Origin of the sequence: Bacillus cereus group sp. BfR-BA-01360, from assembly GCF_022663595.1 — a bacterium.
GTDB lineage: Bacteria > Bacillota > Bacilli > Bacillales > Bacillaceae_G > Bacillus_A > Bacillus_A cytotoxicus.
This window is the reverse complement of the sequence record NZ_JAKUFV010000025.1, coordinates 19,458-34,918: the sequence shown is the minus strand read 5'-3', so window position 1 is coordinate 34,918 and position 15,461 is coordinate 19,458. Positions and strand designations below refer to the sequence as shown.

Sequence of the window (15,461 nt, the reverse complement as noted above, 5' to 3'; positions counted from 1 at the left end):
TTACGCACCTCCCTTCGATGAGGCTATCACTCTTCATCTTCTTCCTCTTGGAATTGAGCGATTAGTTTATTAGCATGTTCGATACATTGTTCTTTTGACCATACTTCTGCGATTTCAGCAGATTGATTTTCATCGTCAAGAGTATCTGTGAGTCCAAAAGCTTGAAGGTAATCATTAAAAGTGGTACCTTCTTCAAGTTGACGAGTTTGAAATCCAATGAACGCCATCTTCTTCCACTCATTCAGCTCTTCTCGTTGCTCTTCTTTTGTGATGAAAGAAAATAGGTCCATTAAACGCGAAAACGGTATAGATAAGACATATTCATCTGTCCATCCATACCGTTTTTGAATCTTATCGAAAGCACGCAGCATATTTTGCTCAGCTTCCTCTAAATATTCATCTGTATCCTCGTTTATGATTGGATTGGAGCTACTGCTGACTTGCTCCATTTCTCGCTTTGGATTTTCACGAGCCCCTTGACTTGGTTGAAAAAAGTCATTAAGTCTTCACTTTCTAATAAGCCTTTTATAACAGCAACCATTGCTTCTGGAGGGAATTGACGAAACTCATCTGCTTTTACTTTTAATAAACTAGCAAAGAACTCTGTAAAATCATCCTCACAAGCAGGAATCATTGTTAAAACACGGAAAGCAAACTCTAATCCTTTTTGTTGCTGCTTCTCTTTAATCGCAGCTAATTGCACTTGTTTTTCTTCTTCTGGAAGGGATTCAGCAGCTTTAGTTAGTTCATCCATTTCTTGTTTATCCTTACCGAAATCAGCAAAGTTAGCCATTGCGCTGCGTCCGACTTTTGAAATGATCTTAGCGAATCGCCAAACGTCCGTTACATTTAATCGTCGCATTGTTACTGTTTCGCCCATGATTGTAATTTCTGTACCGTTATTCATCATTTTTTCTAAAATAGAAGCCATTTTGTTCTCTCCTTTTAGCATTTAGCCTGTTTTATGTAATAGAAAACCGACTACCTTTTATGCGGTAGCCGGTGCTTTAGTTATTGCTGCTGTTTTCTTTTTCTTCGGTAAATAAATTTCATATGGTGGTGTGGTTGGTGCAGATTCACTATAATGACCGATAAATTTACACTTCAATCCGACAGTTCCTTTACCGTCTTTTAGATCTACTTCAATAGACGAAACTACCATGGCATTACGAATTACAAAAATTACTGGTAAATCGCTACCGGAAATCGTACCAACTAAAGCGATATCATTGTAATTTGAATCTGGAATATCGTTAGTAGGTTGAGCGATATCATAATCTGCATCCGTTTCACTGTCTATTACCATACCAGGTAAAGCTAATTGTAGATTCTCTCTTGTAAATTCAACTAATGTTGTTTCTACATGCGGTTCATCTTTTAAAAGCCATTTACCGCGGACCATCTTACCAAGCAATCCATCGATATCAGCATCATAATACTCTCGATCAAAACCGACCTTTGTACCGCCTGTGGTCGCTCCTAAAAGTTGGCCTAAATCTTTTACACTCTTAAAACCTTTATAGATTACACCAGGTCCAATGACAAAATTATCGGTTGTTCCTTCGCGAACACCATTAATCATTTTCCAACTCATTTGCTCTACCCCCTAATACAAGTCCGTTCGTATGGTTCGGACAAGGAATTTTACATTTATATGAATGATAGACGGGTCTTCATCTGGTACAGGAAGACTACCTGCACGATGTATAGAAAGTATCCCATCATCCTTTAAACCAACTTCTCTATCTAGCAATTTTTCAATACGTGCAGCTATCAACTTTGCCTTATCATAATTCCCGTTATCACAGTACACATCGAAATTTAGAATTATTCGATCTATAATTTCAACATCATCCGGATTATTTGCTTCAATTCTCATAACGACATAAGGCATTTCCATGTCATCTTGTGCAGTTTGAAATGTAAGAGCAGGACCTTTGTCCTCTTCTTCACCATATTCCGATAGATTAGCCTGTATTATTTTATCGTTTTCTACAATATTTCTAATAACTGCAATAGCATTAGACATACAATTATCCTCCCATCATTCTTTTTAATTCCATACGTTCTTTTTCAAACGTTTTTAACAAGAATGGACGGGCTTGCATATTACTTGTTCCATTTTCAAGCCAAATTGATTTCTTTAAATCACTGCCAACTGCTCCTATCACTTCTGATTGCGATCTTTTGATGTTGTATTTAATCGAGTTCAATAAATCACCAATACGAACAGCGGGAGCTTCACCTGGTTTAGAAGCGGTATATTTCCGGCTTGTATGTGGTATTTTGTACTGTTTACCGCTACGGCTTCCTGTAAGAGTTTTCTTCACTTGATTTTGTAAGTGAATCGATGCAGAGGTGACTTTTTGGACACACATAGCATTAATTTGTGTTCTCACTTGCTCCATATTACTAGAAAACTCAATTTCTACTGAATTAGCCATATAGAATCATACCTTTTCGCAATAAATTTCAATGTGATGATTCAGAAATGCAGGGTTACGTGGTTCCCCTTTTACTTCAAACGTATAATCAACGCCTAATTCTTCGTTTTTGAAATAAATACGATCATTAGGTTTAATTTTGTAAGAAGCAGGTGCATAAATCTTAAAAGTTGTATCGAAATTTTGCTTATCACGCTTAAATCTCTCGTTATCAGTAGCAGAATTAGTAGTTACACGGCAAATCATATTCTCGTAAATGTCCTCTTCTGCTTCTGCATAATTACCAGAGGATTGTTTCTTTTTTGTTTTTCGTTTTACAACTACTTCATGAATGTATAAATCATCCATACTACCATCATCAAAGTACATATTCATGTAGCCATCACCGGCTTAACTCTTGCTCTAAACCCTTTTAAAGCATTGAGTATCTTATTATTCGTAGCAGGTTCATCTAATGTTTCTGGGCTAATCTGGTACGAATAATCCCCAATACTTTCCGAAGTCTTCATACCCTTTCGCTGTAAGTTAGCACGAACTACTGCAGAAATAACCAAATCAATAATACATTTCCTCATAAGTACCTGCAGATCATCATAATCTTGTATCTTATATTCGAATTCATATAATTGATTTTCGGATAAACCATAAACAATACGTCCATTTACAGTAATAGAATCGGTCATATCTTGTTTAGAACTGACATGAGTTACTTTTTCTACAGATTCAGCAGGGAAAGAAAGCCAAGCTAGTTTGCTTGTCCGGATGATTTCTTTCATCGGATTAGCTGGCTTGACTCTTAAATATTTTCTTGTAATAACTGCATAGTAATCTATTAGTTCTTGAATAACCGTATCGGGCATTTTCTGCACATTTACGCGGTTTTTGATATCCTGCACGGTAATATCCATTATTTATCCTTCTCTTTCTTATCGATTTCTCTTATAAGTTCAAAATGACCAGTACTTACAAGATAATCAGCTTTATCATTTGCTACTGTTTCCTCTTGGCCATTCTTAAATGTTTGCCCGTAAGCAGTATAAGTACCACCCCAAAGAAGGTTAATTACTTTCATAAGTTACACCTCAATCCATAAAAATACGCCCGGCCATTAGGCACCGAACGTATCAGGAATATTTGTAAGGATAGCAACTGCATCCATTTCTTGAATGATAGCATCATCATCAAAATGGATTACATAGAATCGTTTATCTTCCATTACTGCAGATTTACCTTCTGTTGTTTTACGAACACGAGTTTCATAAGTATTTACAGCGATGAAGTTGCGTGGATCAGCAAGAATAATTACGTCATCTGTTAAAGAAGGAACAGTAGCGATTGCATATCCCATTGGTTTATTAACTTGATCTCCTGCCCCAAGTAATGCAGCGTCACCAGCACCTGTTGGACGATTTGTTAAATATTCAATCCACTTCTCTCTGCGATTCGGTGACATAATCCAACGTAGATTGCTATTCTTATATTTATTAGGCATTGCACCAGACAACGCAAAGAGGGAACCTTTACCAAATCCATTAGCTGCCGCTGCTTCCCCTGTACCAGTTACTAGTTTAGCGTGGTCAACAATATGTGATTCCTTTGACTTTAAAATTTTCTTTAACCAACCATCGTTAATTGATAAAAATGGGTCGGATGATTCTTCATCGCCATTCCAATGTAAATCCTCTAAATCAATACCCGTTTGAGTTGCCATAAGAGTCATTACAGTATCCTCAAAGCCTTCCCCTTCAATGTTCTCGCGGAGAGTTTCTTCTGTAATTTCCCAAGGTAGACGGATTGCTTTTGTATTATATGGAACATTTGATGTTTTCACACCTGCACGGTACTCGTCATCCTTATCTTCTGTTTTCTTACGCAAAATACGCCCGCCAATAGCGATTTTATCAATTACGCCTTGTTTTGCCTTACGCATTTCTTTTCGATGCAGCTGTGAGAATGGAGTTGATTCGAATGCCATTCTAAAGAATTCTTTACTTTGTTCCGGATTTAATAATCCAGAAGAAATGGATCCAGTCGAGATAGTCTTTTCAATTTTAGATAAACGATTTAATAATTCTGTATTATTCATTGGCATATTTGTAGTCCTCCTCTTACAGGTTTAATCCTGCCCATTTAGATTTCTTAATTTTTTGTTGCCCAAGTACTGGATCATCATCTGGATCCAATGATTTACGAATAGAAGCAGCATTTTCAAGGTTTTCAAGACGTTTAGCAATTGGTTCTAGCGCTTTCTGGATAACTGCCGCAGCTTTCTCTTCGTCCGTTTGTTCTTCTGGTGTTGGTTCTACCTCCTCACCATTTACCTGTTTTTCAATCTTATCTAACTTAGTAGCTAACGGTTCTACCGCTTGTTTAACAATATCTGCAAATTCTTCTGCTTTCATTTCATCTTCCTCCTGTGGTGAAGCATCTTCTTTTATTTCGTTAATTAAAGCTAATGCTTCATCTAATTTTGCATGATTCTTTTGGGATAATACTTTCCCAGCTTTTTTAATACTTTCTAATACAATTCTTTCTGCTTGTACATTATCTTCTGATTTCGTGATGGTATAACCACCTTTAATAGAAGCAAGAATTTCCTTCATATCATCAAGAGCAGCTGTCATTCGGTCGATATCGGGATTGTTCTCCCAAATTTCCCAATAGAACACATCTTCGAACAAATTAAAAACAGCACGTAAATCACGGTTCTGTCTTTCGTCTACAAAACGATCTTTTACTTCACCTTTTTTAATATCGTGTTTTTCACCTTTGAAATAACCGATCATTTTACGAATGAACCCCTTCTCTTCATGAGTAAAATCATCTGCTTTCGTGATTTCTACACGTTCACCAAATCCACCCATTGAAAAGCCAGTTACTTCACCTTTTTTAATTTCTTCCCAGGTGTCCGCATCATCAACACGTACAGTCATAAGCCATGTTCCTGCTTTTACTTCTTGATCGCCTACCGTCATATCACTTTTAGCAATCCAATTTTCAACAACTGTACCTTTCCCAGCAATTTCATCATGCTGTTTATCGATGTGCTGGTAATTTTCCATAAAAGTATATGCAGCCTTTTCAATTTCCTCTGCAGTCATCATATCCCCATGACTATCTTCAACTAGTGGTTCATATACAACACCTGTAACAAGCTGCTTCTCTTCCTCTGTTTTAAGGATTGGAACTTGTTTAGATATATTTGGTTGTTTAGTAGATTCACTTTTCATAATGGCAAATTGACGACCATTAGCGCCCTTTGCAACTAATGAAACATAGCTAATATTGGCGTTTCTTAGTTCGTACCCCATCGTTTTACCTCCTTTCCCATAAATATTGGGGTTCCAGTGTCAAAACGCATAGCAGCCAAGTACACGACCGTATACGTTTTGACGATGAAACCCCAACTTATAGGAATATTTATTCTTGTGAAATCATAGTACAGCGGCAATGCGGATGAGCTGGCGGACACATCTTCCCATTACTAAATGGTTCGTCAATATCTACCGTTTCACCATTTAAACCACCACACTCATTACAAACACGCTCATCATGACCTGTAAGCCACGTCTTTTTGTTTCTATTTGCACCTTTATACGCGATTAAATTACCATAATTCATTGCATATGTTGTTTCTGTTCGTGCAATCATCATCGCTCTGTAATTACTAGCCTCTGCCATTACGTCTGCAATGGATACACTTAATGCATCGACACCCATTCCCTCACTAAGATTCTTTAGCATGACTTCTCTTAGTCTACTCTTAGTGGTTTCATGGATCCCTTTTGCTAATTCGAATGCATAAGCAGCTACCCATTTTGCAGCAACGTCACCAATAGGATCTAATACCATCCAGGTTAATCCATTTGTTGCTATAGCGCTTTGAATGAATTCTGTCACATTATCCTGCAATGTGTCCGTGACTTCATCGACAAACATTTGTCGTTCTTCATCCCAATCCACACTATCTAGAAATTCATCAACTTCCGCTTCTGCAATTGCAAGATCAATGTCTTCATCTGCTTTATTAATACGAATTACGGGAAGTAGGTTTAAGAGCCTATTTCCCTGTTCGGAAAAAAATCAGCTACCTTCTTTTGCATAGCCTTCTCTACTTCTTCATGTTTTTCCCTAAATGCATTAATAGCAATTATGTTCTCTTGCTCATTGTCTGCAGATTTTGCAATAGGTTCGAATTGCGAATCAATTGTTCCACCTTCAAAGAATGTATCACCATTTTTTACAGGTTCATAACCTACTACTTTTCTTGATTCATTAAGTGTTAATATACGTTTTTCATAACCGTCTGCTGCATATTGCATATCAGCTTCACGATCATCCGTATCAATTTCGTTTAATTTGAACTGCCAATCTAAACCGCCTAGTTTTTCGGAAAATACACGGAATAATTGTGTATTTAATCGATGCTCCAATATTTCTTGGCCGGGTTCAATAATAGAACGCTTATACATTTCGTTCATTTCTGCAGCAGTTGTTTGCCCTAATGAACCTGTCATAGCCCAACCAATACGGTAAGGCGGTACACGATGAGCTACGCATATCTCCATTGCATTATCTTGTTTATATAAACGGAAACTACCTTCTTTAACATCTGGACTTAATTTTTCCAGCCTAGCTTGTGCTCCTGGTGGAACTGGAACAACCGCTAACTTATGGTGTTCACCTTTTGCCTCAACAGAAAAAAACGCTTGTAATTCTTTTTCTACTGAATCATCTATTTCATCAACACCCTCAATAAATAGCAGAGCATCCGGTATGGTTTTTCCAGTGAAATAGTTAATGTTGTAATCTCTTACCGCCTGCGAACCAACTATAGAACCGATAGAACTCACATAATTTGGTATCCCATAATAAGAGGAACGTGAACCGAATTTACGAATAACAATTACTTCCCCCGCTTTTTCTGTTCCGTTTTCTGCAATATCCTCTGCGTTTAACGGCCTACCATCAGCAAGACGAAATTCATCAGGATAACCGAACTTCTTAAACCAACGTTCTTTATTATTTACAATTTGTGCAAAGCGTACCTTATCTTTATGGGCACGAACTGTATGAGCTGGAATATGGTATAATTCTGACGGTTCACCTTTGTTATTACGAACGACTTCAATGATACCCCATCCAACTGTTTCATAATCCTCCCATACAGCTCTTATAATTTCAGAACTTGTCATTTCTGGATTACAATTCCGCATAAAGTTTTTTAACATTTTATATTGTTCCTGGTTTGCTTCTTTCACTTCTTCAAAAGGAGCAAAGTCAAAACCAACACCTGCAATATCATCTACTTTTGCGCTAATACAAGCAGAATGAATAGGATTACTTTCCTTTATATCCAGCAACGCTTTCATATCATAAGGTGGTTTAACCAATCCCTTATCGCCATATATTTGCGCGAATGGGTCAACTGTCATTTGTTTGCTATTATCTACCTTATTCTTCGGATCATCTGCAGCTTTATTAATACTAAATACTTTTACATTCTTTATAGCTTTTTTATCGCACATATCGTCTGTATGTCCTCCTTTCTTCTATTAATAAAGAGCAAAAGAAATAGCCGAACAATAAATGTCCGACTACACTCTTTTAACTTTCCCACCCATAACTACTCTTGGTTTATAGAATGCTAGAACTATTGCATCTGCTCTATCGGGTGATTGTAATCCGCGTTTTTTCATTTCTTCTTTTCGCTCTAAAGCAATCTTACCTCTACTTGTTATTCTATATTTCCGGCTAGAAAATTGAGAGATCATTTTTTCGTCATTTGGAATCTCCATTGTAGGTTCTTCCCCCTGTATAAATGCTTTCATATTTTCTTCAAGTAAATCTCTTACAACGGCCCAACCTTCCGCACCTGCATTATCATAGTGCTCATCATCAAGCGGTTTCCCGTTATTCACAACAGGATATACCTTGAATGGTAATCGTTCAGATTTAATAACTTCTTTCAATCTGTCCGTAACACCACCACCAACGCCACTATCATCGACTTTTATATCAACTCTTCTTAACTGCTTGTACTTTGCCATGTATTCCTTAGCTAATTTTAATACATGGCCAGCAGTTTCCATTGTATCTTGTTTATATTGAGTTAATAATTTAAAGACTTTATTCCCTATCCTTGGAGCAATTACAGTTTCATCATCACCAAATCGAGCAACGTCAACACCTAAGTCAAGTGTTTCACCAGTCGGTTCCACTTTACAAGATGCTGCTTGCTCTACAATTTCTAGCGGAATAAAAGCGTCTGCTTCTGCTTTAGGAAATTCACCAAGTACACGTACACGCCAAACATCTGAACCCTCACCATATTTCTTTTTCAACACTTCTATATTGTCTTTACTGGTTCGAGGGCTATCTAAGCTAGATACTTTATGTATTTTATATAGATCTCTGTCACGATTATGAGAATCATAAAATACACCGCTTGTTCTTGTCGGGTTTCCGCATAAAAACAATTTATTTTCTGCACCAGATAAAGTACCAAGTATAGCTTCCATAATGGGATCTGCTATACCAGAAGCTTCATCACATACAAATAACATATAGTCTTCGTGAAAACCTTGCATATTCTCCGGCTTCGTTGCTGTTCTAGCGGTAGCAAACCAACGTTCTTCACTACCAATCATGTATACTCGCGTTTTCGTCCATTTAAGAAGATTTTTAACTGCGCTGCCTTCTAACCACTTTGCTATTTCAGCCCAAAGTACAGTAAATAACTGCTCCTTTGTAGGTGCTGTACATATAACTTTTGGATTTGGTCGGCAACAAAGAAACCAAATAACTACTACTGATTCAAGTCCTGTTTTACCAACACCTTGACCCGAACGGACAGAAACCTTTGGACTTTGTGCCAAATCCATAAGAACTTTCCTCTGCCATTCGTCCGGATAAAAACCCAGCATATCCTCGGCAAACGCAACTGGATCATCCCAATAAACATCGATAATCTCCATAAATTCACTAAAAGCTGTATTACTCATTAGCTTCAGCTTCCTTTTGTTTACGTCTGCGCTCTGCTATCTTCATAAGAGACTCTTTCCAGTCTTCTGTATTCTGATTAGTATCACCATCAACTTTAATAGCAGCGATTTCTTTCTTGAGTTTCTCAATTCGTAGTTTTTGTTCTTCTGTATTAGCTAATCTATCGTATTTTTCAATTAGATTTACTAGCGTTGACATTGCTTTCGATTGAGCATTCAAGAAACTAGCTTGTTTATCCCAAGCGAATTGAATCTCCCACTCTTCTTCGAAACCACTTTCGGTAAGTTTATTTTTCCGCAGTTCTTTGGTCATGTCTTCGTTGTCTCTAACGAACATAATACGTTGAGCATGAATGATTTGAGTGTACTGCAGCATAATACTTTCCCATATGATTGCTAAAGGATCATTATTAATTACTTCTATTAATTCTTCTTTTAAATCAAATATTTCTTGCGGTAAATACTTTCTATATAAACCATGGGTAGCTGCATTACTATTACGTAATGGAGCAGCGCCACCGGAATTACCAACAGCATTTTTATTGCCCTTTTTGGCTCCACCACGATTATTTACAGCATTCTTATTACCTTTGGGTGCTCCTGGTTTCTTTTTGGAGTACTCCGTATCTTTCTTTGGAGTACTCCGTTCATTTTTATGGAGTACTCCATTTAATTTGTCTATCCATCCATCTTTGGATTTCCATCCTCCAACCGTTTTTTCACTTACAGTTTTTTCGGATGTAGACAATAACTCAGCAATTTTACGATTCGTAATATCACCGTTATGTTCTTTAAATATTTCATATGCTTTGTTACGGTCTGGACTTCGTTGTCTGGCCATAATTACATAACACCTGCCCCCTTATCCAATTGTTTGCGCTTCCTTCTCTAAACACTCAATGCATAGATAATAATCATATTTGTATGTATCTATTCCTCTTCCAAAAATAATCAGCGACGGGCTTATAATAACCCCTAATTTATGCATAAAATAAGAAAGAAGTCCATTTGCATAGTGCTTTTTCACTTCTACCATTTCTTTAATCCAAAATAATAGTAACTTCACTTACACCACCTCACGCTAATCGCTTTACAAAATAAAAAAGCAGCGGATTCGCTACTTTAATGCATCTACTATTTCTTTGAATAACTGCTGCCCCTTTTCAGGGTATCTGTTTAAGTCCCGACTAGATTCATATGTACAGGAGTGTGTAGAATGCTCTCTACACCATAATTCAATAAGTAATTCCCCATTGCAAAGAATACATGGAATCTGATTTGAATTCTTTTAACGCTTGTTCTTTATCAATAGTCGCTAACATTATATCGGTATCGGCATGAAAATACATCATTACAGTATAAACTAGCATTTCATCACCTTCGCTTTTATCATAAACTGAAATCTTCTAATGATTTATCTATCTCATCTTGTTGGATTCCTATATAACGTAATGTAATAGATGGAGCAGAATGATTAAAGATTGTTTGTAGCATTACTACATCTTTTGTCTTTTGATAATAATGGTATCCAAAAGTTTTTCTAAGTGTATGCGTTCCAATTTCATCAAGCCCTACTTTTTCAGCAGCGGCATTCATGATTCGATAAGCTTGAATTCTTGTGATCGGTTTTCCCGTCTTTTTAGAAGCAAATAAACATTCTGTTTCGTTCATTCCACTTACATACTCATTTATTTTTTCTCTTAACGCTGTATTGATAATGAAACGTTTATCTTTTCCCGTCTTTTGTTCTTTAATAACAATATGAGTTCTTTCTTTCACATCATTTACATGTAACTTTAATAAGTCACTAATTCTTAGACCTGTATTGATTCCCATTTCAAATAAAAATAAATCACGATAAGATTGACGACGTAAAACTTCTTTCACTTCTTCTAATTTTTTCTTATCTCGAATTGGTTGCACAAACTTCATTCCTTACCCCTCCATACGTTATGTTACATTAAATGTATCTTTATTATACAATATGTTACATAAAATATGGTAGTTATTTTTACAAATAGACAAAAACGTTGATATAACAGCATTTCTCTTTATAAATCTAATGTAACAAAATATATGATGTGTTACATTAGATGGTTTTTGAATCTTATTTACAATATTTGGTTTGTGTTGAGTTTGTTTTATTTAACGCATCACGTTTGCTCTTATCTTTCCTTAACAACAAACAAGACGCCACCAAGATCATGGCAGCACCTGCTATAATTGCTATTGGTTTAATCATTTTCTTTCACTGGAACGCTAACTATATCCTCTACAATGCGTACTCTGTCGCTCTCGATGATAATCTGACAGTGTGGATTATATTGCTCTCTTAACAAGTTGACTAAAGGTTTTGCTAACGTTTCTAATTGTTCTAGCTTATCTTTACTCATTTCTTATCACCCTTCCTAATTAGACGTTTGATTCATTCGTTAATGTGTAATTTCTATATAACAAAGAAAAAAGCACCCGTTATGGATGCTTAATCTTAAATATTTGACTCAATCACATACTGACCATATTTTACACTTAGGGCAGCGAACAACAGTAAATCCTACAAAATCATCATAATTTTCTTCTATTTCTTTTTTAATCAATTCTATATCACCATCATATATGATATCTAAAAATGGTTTATGTACTGCATATAATTCTTCATCTATAGTTACTGTAATCCATTCATCACTTAATATGTCAACCGGCGTCACTTCATTTCGAATACTCAACATTTCGTATTGTTCGAAATCACCATCTTCACAATCACATCCTGGATCGCCTAGTCCAGTTCCAAGATAATGCAAATTAGCATGTTCTAGTATATATTTCTTAATTTTCTTATCATCCGCATCAATAGCTATCGCATTCGCTCCGGCGTTATACGAATGTGTAAATTTCTCTTCAATTAACTTCACCTTCACTATAATCACCATCCTTTTTACATCAATTATAACAAAAAAGCCATCACCGAAGTGACAGCTTTCAAGGGGATGGGAGAAAAAGAGAAAACAAATGGCAAAGAGTAATCTCTTGAGGTGTTTTTGCGCACCTCTTTGAACCGACACTATAAGGTAGGCGTATCAGCTCAAAGAAGAGCCAAAAGCTCTCCTGTTTAGACCATTTAAATTAATGAGAATTAAAGAGTGTACAAACATACTAGGAAATCAGGAAAACAACGAGATTTTTTATATCTTATTGCCTTCTAGTATTAAAAAACAACTGTCAATTCATGAAGCAACTGGGTTTACTCCATCAGTAACCAACAAGAGATATAAGGTTTCGGAAACCCTTCATATATAATGGGCATTCGTATGACAAAAATAGTGTTTTTTAAATAAAAAGTCTCAACCTACCATGCAGAAGAGACTTTCTTTAATTTGTTTTCCTATTTTTTCATCTGCTCTTCGTAATACCGTTTGAACAGTAGACTTCGATTTATTCATCAATATGGAAATTTCCCCCATAGAAAAACAATATCCTTTAAACATGATATATATTTCCCTCTCTGACTCCGATAATGTAGATAACGCATCATCTAACATGATTCGCTCCCATTCAGAAATTACATTTTCTTTTTCTTCTTTATCCCATTCGTATTTTGTTGGCGTACTACGGAAATATCTTTGCATTAACAGCGGATCGCATGCTGTTTCACGCTCATATGCCGCTCTACGTTCAATACCCCTTTTCGCTCCTGGTTGCTTTGCTGTACGCATCCATTCCAAGGCATATTCTATATCACTAATCATTTCTTTAATTACTTTTACATCTGCTTCTACAGCATCCTCCTTCGCTTTCTCTAATTGTTTCAATGTTTCTCTGTATTCTTTCATTAATTCTTTCATTTTCATGGTCTATTTCCTCCTTTTAAATAAAAAAGAGGACGCTGAATTATAAATAGGAAAAATTACATTCCTATATACAATCAACGCCCTCTAAATCCGGACTATTAACTTCATTTTTTATATTTATCCTTATAGTATGGTATGTGAAATTTTTTTATTTTAAATTTCTTTTCTGCAGTTGCTCGATTACATACCCACCACTGTTAACGCCTATCTTTCTTGCAATCTCTGCATAGGTTAATCCTTCTTCTCTCATTGATAAAGCCATTACACATAATTTATCCCACTCTTCTTTTGTTCTTCTCTTTGGAGCATCCACTGCATATGTACCACCTATATGAGTTCCTAGCTTATTAATTCGTTTCCCTATCTCACAAACTGTTAAACAATATTTTGTATTTGCATGCTGTTTACAATTTGCACAATGCTCGTCCTGTAGGTTTAAAATCTTTATACGGATTTCCTTCTTATCCATTTTCCGATTTCCTCCATCAACCACATATTGGCCATTTTAATTTTTCTACTTGCTGCAGGTAATCAACTAGCGCTCGATTTGTTCGTTTCACTACATATGCTCTTTTTTCAAATTCTTCTCGTGGGATAGATTTACGACCATTATCATATAGCATAGCTTCATAGTATTCTGCTACCAATTCGATAGGAGTAAAATAAATAACCTGGTCTGTTCTGAATTCTATTAAAAAGAAGCAAATAGCCCCTCTCTCATGCGTATCCCTTAAAAAATCAATCTGATGTCTATGAATATTTTCCAGTGGAAATCTACTTGTTTCCTTAGTAGACTTTGCTTCGAAATAGATTGCTCTTCCGTTATATACACCATCGTAATCTACTGTAGATTTATCTTGCCAACGGCTTTTCGTTATTTGTCCTAACTTATTTGTTTTTAATACTTTTACAGGTGTAGGTCGTTTATTAATTACTGCTACCATTGCTGATTTATACATTCGATTTGTAATGTTTAATAGATGTTCAAATGCCATCCCTCTATTTGCATACCCCATGATTTTCCCTCTTTCTATCGTTCGTTATTACTGTTTTCTTATACAAAAGGATTATTTTGTTGTATTTCTCAATGACTGAATTCCAAATCCCCGTTCCTTATTAAACTCTCTCATCCAATCATCTTTATAAACTTCATGTAAATGACCGTATGAGTTTATCGTTATTTTCTCTCTTACTATTGGTAAGGAAGCATTTGCGCTATTAGGAAGACCTATAGGCAATGCCACCCCTTCAATTGCTGCTGTCATGCATTTATCACAGAAATCCACATCAATTTCTTCATTATTTGGATCAACCGTTTCCTTATTGCACATCGGACAAATTCGAACCATTTCCCTTCCTCCCTTGAATAAAACTCAATATTCCGTCAATACTGTAGATACCATGATAATCCTTTCTCCTTGTTCCCCCTTGGAGAACCGAGCGGTTAGCTTTTGCTAGCTGCTCTTTATTCTGTTTGCACCCATTCTCCACCACGCAATTCCCAGCCTTGCTCCTTTAATCGCCCAAGTTCTTTAGATAAACTTCCTTCTTGATCAGCGACTAATTTTAAATACATTTGATGTTCCCTTTTGTGATATGATGCTTTCCGTTCGTAGTCATCAATATTTTTTATTGATTGTTCTGCATAGCGTTTATAAGCTTCGATTCTTTCCTCTGGCCACTTTTCCATATCCATTCCCCTTTTCTACAAAATGAAATTTTTATTAAGAAAACTTATTTTTACACTTCAATTTAACGTTTTCTAATTCCAGTTCACTTATTCTCCTTTGCAGCTTTTTAATTGTGTTTATTGCCATAAAAGCAATATCTTGCGCTTCTTTTTCGTACTCTTCACGAGTCAATGAATAATCTGTATTTCCTCTAAGATGCCATAACTCGGATAAGGTTTTATCAACTCTCATTCTTCATCCTCCTCAAGTTCCGTAACAGTTAAACAATTTCTAGGATTCTTTCTCTTTGCTAGTCTCCGTTGATATGCCTGTGTCGTATAAAAGTATATTGTTTCAGGAAGTACGCCCATATGTTGAGCGCATTCCATCATGGTCCCAATACATATGAGCGATTCGCCTTTATAAACGACGTATTCCTTTGAACTCGTTATGACACTCATTACTCAACTCCCCTTTTCTACTAAAATGAAGTTT

At 36.1% G+C, this 15,461-nt stretch carries 26 protein-coding genes; all 26 read right to left on the bottom strand.

Annotation, left to right across the window (positions count from 1 at the left end; translation table 11 throughout):
- Positions 1 to 26: 26 nt before the first annotated feature.
- A complete protein-coding gene (locus tag MR056_RS18305) occupies positions 27 to 449 on the bottom strand; it encodes a hypothetical protein (protein WP_087099757.1) in 423 nt (140 codons plus the stop codon).
- A complete protein-coding gene (locus MR056_RS18300) occupies positions 413 to 931 on the bottom strand; it encodes a hypothetical protein (protein ID WP_087099759.1) in 519 nt (172 codons plus the stop codon). The genes MR056_RS18305 and MR056_RS18300 overlap by 37 nt, the downstream gene beginning before the upstream one ends.
- 57 nt (positions 932 to 988) lie before the next feature.
- On the bottom strand, positions 989 to 1,594 hold the full coding sequence (locus MR056_RS18295) for a hypothetical protein (RefSeq protein WP_087099761.1): 606 nt from the start codon (positions 1,592 to 1,594) through the stop codon (positions 989 to 991).
- 12 nt (positions 1,595 to 1,606) lie between these two features.
- On the bottom strand, positions 1,607 to 2,029 hold the full coding sequence (locus MR056_RS18290) for a hypothetical protein (RefSeq protein ID WP_087099763.1): 423 nt from the start codon (positions 2,027 to 2,029) through the stop codon (positions 1,607 to 1,609).
- 4 nt (positions 2,030 to 2,033) lie between these two features.
- Entirely contained in the window at positions 2,034 to 2,444 is a 411-nt protein-coding gene (locus MR056_RS18285; RefSeq protein ID WP_087099765.1) for an HK97-gp10 family putative phage morphogenesis protein, read from the bottom strand.
- A 6-nt stretch (positions 2,445 to 2,450) separates the two neighbouring features.
- Positions 2,451 to 2,819 carry a hypothetical protein gene (locus tag MR056_RS18280; protein WP_087099767.1) on the bottom strand — a complete coding sequence of 123 codons (369 nt, stop codon included), beginning with the start codon at positions 2,817 to 2,819 and terminating at the stop codon, positions 2,451 to 2,453.
- Entirely contained in the window at positions 2,816 to 3,352 is a 537-nt protein-coding gene (locus MR056_RS18275; protein WP_087099769.1) for a hypothetical protein, read from the bottom strand. The genes MR056_RS18280 and MR056_RS18275 overlap by 4 nt, the downstream gene beginning before the upstream one ends.
- Entirely contained in the window at positions 3,352 to 3,516 is a 165-nt protein-coding gene (locus tag MR056_RS18270; protein WP_087099771.1) for a YqbF domain-containing protein, read from the bottom strand. Before MR056_RS18270 ends, MR056_RS18275 begins: the two co-directional genes overlap by 1 nt.
- 36 nt (positions 3,517 to 3,552) lie before the next feature.
- Positions 3,553 to 4,536, bottom strand: coding sequence for a phage major capsid protein (locus tag MR056_RS18265; protein WP_087099773.1), 984 nt, complete (start codon positions 4,534 to 4,536; stop codon positions 3,553 to 3,555).
- 16 nt (positions 4,537 to 4,552) lie between these two features.
- Positions 4,553 to 5,755, bottom strand: a complete 1,203-nt coding sequence (locus MR056_RS18260; protein ID WP_087099775.1) for an XkdF-like putative serine protease domain-containing protein — start codon at positions 5,753 to 5,755, stop codon at positions 4,553 to 4,555.
- Between the two features lie 109 nt (positions 5,756 to 5,864).
- A complete protein-coding gene (locus MR056_RS18255; protein ID WP_242136622.1) occupies positions 5,865 to 6,383 on the bottom strand; it encodes a phage head morphogenesis protein in 519 nt (172 codons plus the stop codon).
- A 113-nt stretch (positions 6,384 to 6,496) separates the two neighbouring features.
- Positions 6,497 to 7,972, bottom strand: coding sequence for a phage portal protein (locus MR056_RS18250; RefSeq protein ID WP_242136621.1), 1,476 nt, complete (start codon positions 7,970 to 7,972; stop codon positions 6,497 to 6,499).
- Positions 7,973 to 8,041: 69 nt separating this feature from the next.
- The gene (locus tag MR056_RS18245) at positions 8,042 to 9,448 is read right to left on the bottom strand and encodes a DEAD/DEAH box helicase family protein (RefSeq protein WP_242136620.1); all 1,407 of its coding nucleotides are present in this window, start codon (positions 9,446 to 9,448) and stop codon (positions 8,042 to 8,044) included.
- Positions 9,441 to 10,289, bottom strand: coding sequence for a phage terminase small subunit (gene terS, locus MR056_RS18240; RefSeq protein ID WP_242136619.1), 849 nt, complete (start codon positions 10,287 to 10,289; stop codon positions 9,441 to 9,443). Before terS ends, MR056_RS18245 begins: the two co-directional genes overlap by 8 nt.
- A gap of 21 nt (positions 10,290 to 10,310) precedes the next feature.
- Positions 10,311 to 10,514: a hypothetical protein gene (locus MR056_RS18235; RefSeq protein WP_242136618.1), complete on the bottom strand. Its 204-nt coding sequence runs from the start codon at positions 10,512 to 10,514 to the stop codon at positions 10,311 to 10,313.
- A 169-nt stretch (positions 10,515 to 10,683) separates the two neighbouring features.
- On the bottom strand, positions 10,684 to 10,818 hold the full coding sequence (locus MR056_RS22470; protein WP_309244630.1) for a hypothetical protein: 135 nt from the start codon (positions 10,816 to 10,818) through the stop codon (positions 10,684 to 10,686).
- A 19-nt stretch (positions 10,819 to 10,837) separates the two neighbouring features.
- Entirely contained in the window at positions 10,838 to 11,380 is a 543-nt protein-coding gene (locus MR056_RS18225) for a site-specific integrase (protein WP_151522114.1), read from the bottom strand.
- 302 nt (positions 11,381 to 11,682) lie between these two features.
- On the bottom strand, positions 11,683 to 11,841 hold the full coding sequence (locus tag MR056_RS18220) for a hypothetical protein (RefSeq protein WP_242136617.1): 159 nt from the start codon (positions 11,839 to 11,841) through the stop codon (positions 11,683 to 11,685).
- A 108-nt stretch (positions 11,842 to 11,949) separates the two neighbouring features.
- Complete coding sequence (locus tag MR056_RS18215; RefSeq protein WP_242136616.1) at positions 11,950 to 12,366, bottom strand: hypothetical protein; 417 nt, start codon at positions 12,364 to 12,366, stop codon at positions 11,950 to 11,952.
- 423 nt (positions 12,367 to 12,789) lie between these two features.
- Positions 12,790 to 13,290, bottom strand: a complete 501-nt coding sequence (locus MR056_RS18210; protein ID WP_242136632.1) for a sigma factor-like helix-turn-helix DNA-binding protein — start codon at positions 13,288 to 13,290, stop codon at positions 12,790 to 12,792.
- 154 nt (positions 13,291 to 13,444) lie between these two features.
- On the bottom strand, positions 13,445 to 13,765 hold the full coding sequence (locus tag MR056_RS18205) for a zinc-finger domain-containing protein (protein WP_242136615.1): 321 nt from the start codon (positions 13,763 to 13,765) through the stop codon (positions 13,445 to 13,447).
- 16 nt (positions 13,766 to 13,781) lie between these two features.
- On the bottom strand, positions 13,782 to 14,312 hold the full coding sequence (locus MR056_RS18200) for a Holliday junction resolvase RecU (protein WP_242136614.1): 531 nt from the start codon (positions 14,310 to 14,312) through the stop codon (positions 13,782 to 13,784).
- 51 nt (positions 14,313 to 14,363) lie between these two features.
- Complete coding sequence (locus MR056_RS18195) at positions 14,364 to 14,645, bottom strand: hypothetical protein (RefSeq protein WP_242136613.1); 282 nt, start codon at positions 14,643 to 14,645, stop codon at positions 14,364 to 14,366.
- A 116-nt stretch (positions 14,646 to 14,761) separates the two neighbouring features.
- The gene (locus tag MR056_RS18190; RefSeq protein WP_242136612.1) at positions 14,762 to 14,986 is read right to left on the bottom strand and encodes a hypothetical protein; all 225 of its coding nucleotides are present in this window, start codon (positions 14,984 to 14,986) and stop codon (positions 14,762 to 14,764) included.
- 34 nt (positions 14,987 to 15,020) lie between these two features.
- Entirely contained in the window at positions 15,021 to 15,218 is a 198-nt protein-coding gene (locus MR056_RS18185) for a hypothetical protein (RefSeq protein WP_242136611.1), read from the bottom strand.
- Positions 15,215 to 15,427, bottom strand: coding sequence for a hypothetical protein (locus MR056_RS18180; protein WP_242136610.1), 213 nt, complete (start codon positions 15,425 to 15,427; stop codon positions 15,215 to 15,217). Before MR056_RS18180 ends, MR056_RS18185 begins: the two co-directional genes overlap by 4 nt.
- Positions 15,428 to 15,461: the final 34 nt, after the last annotated feature.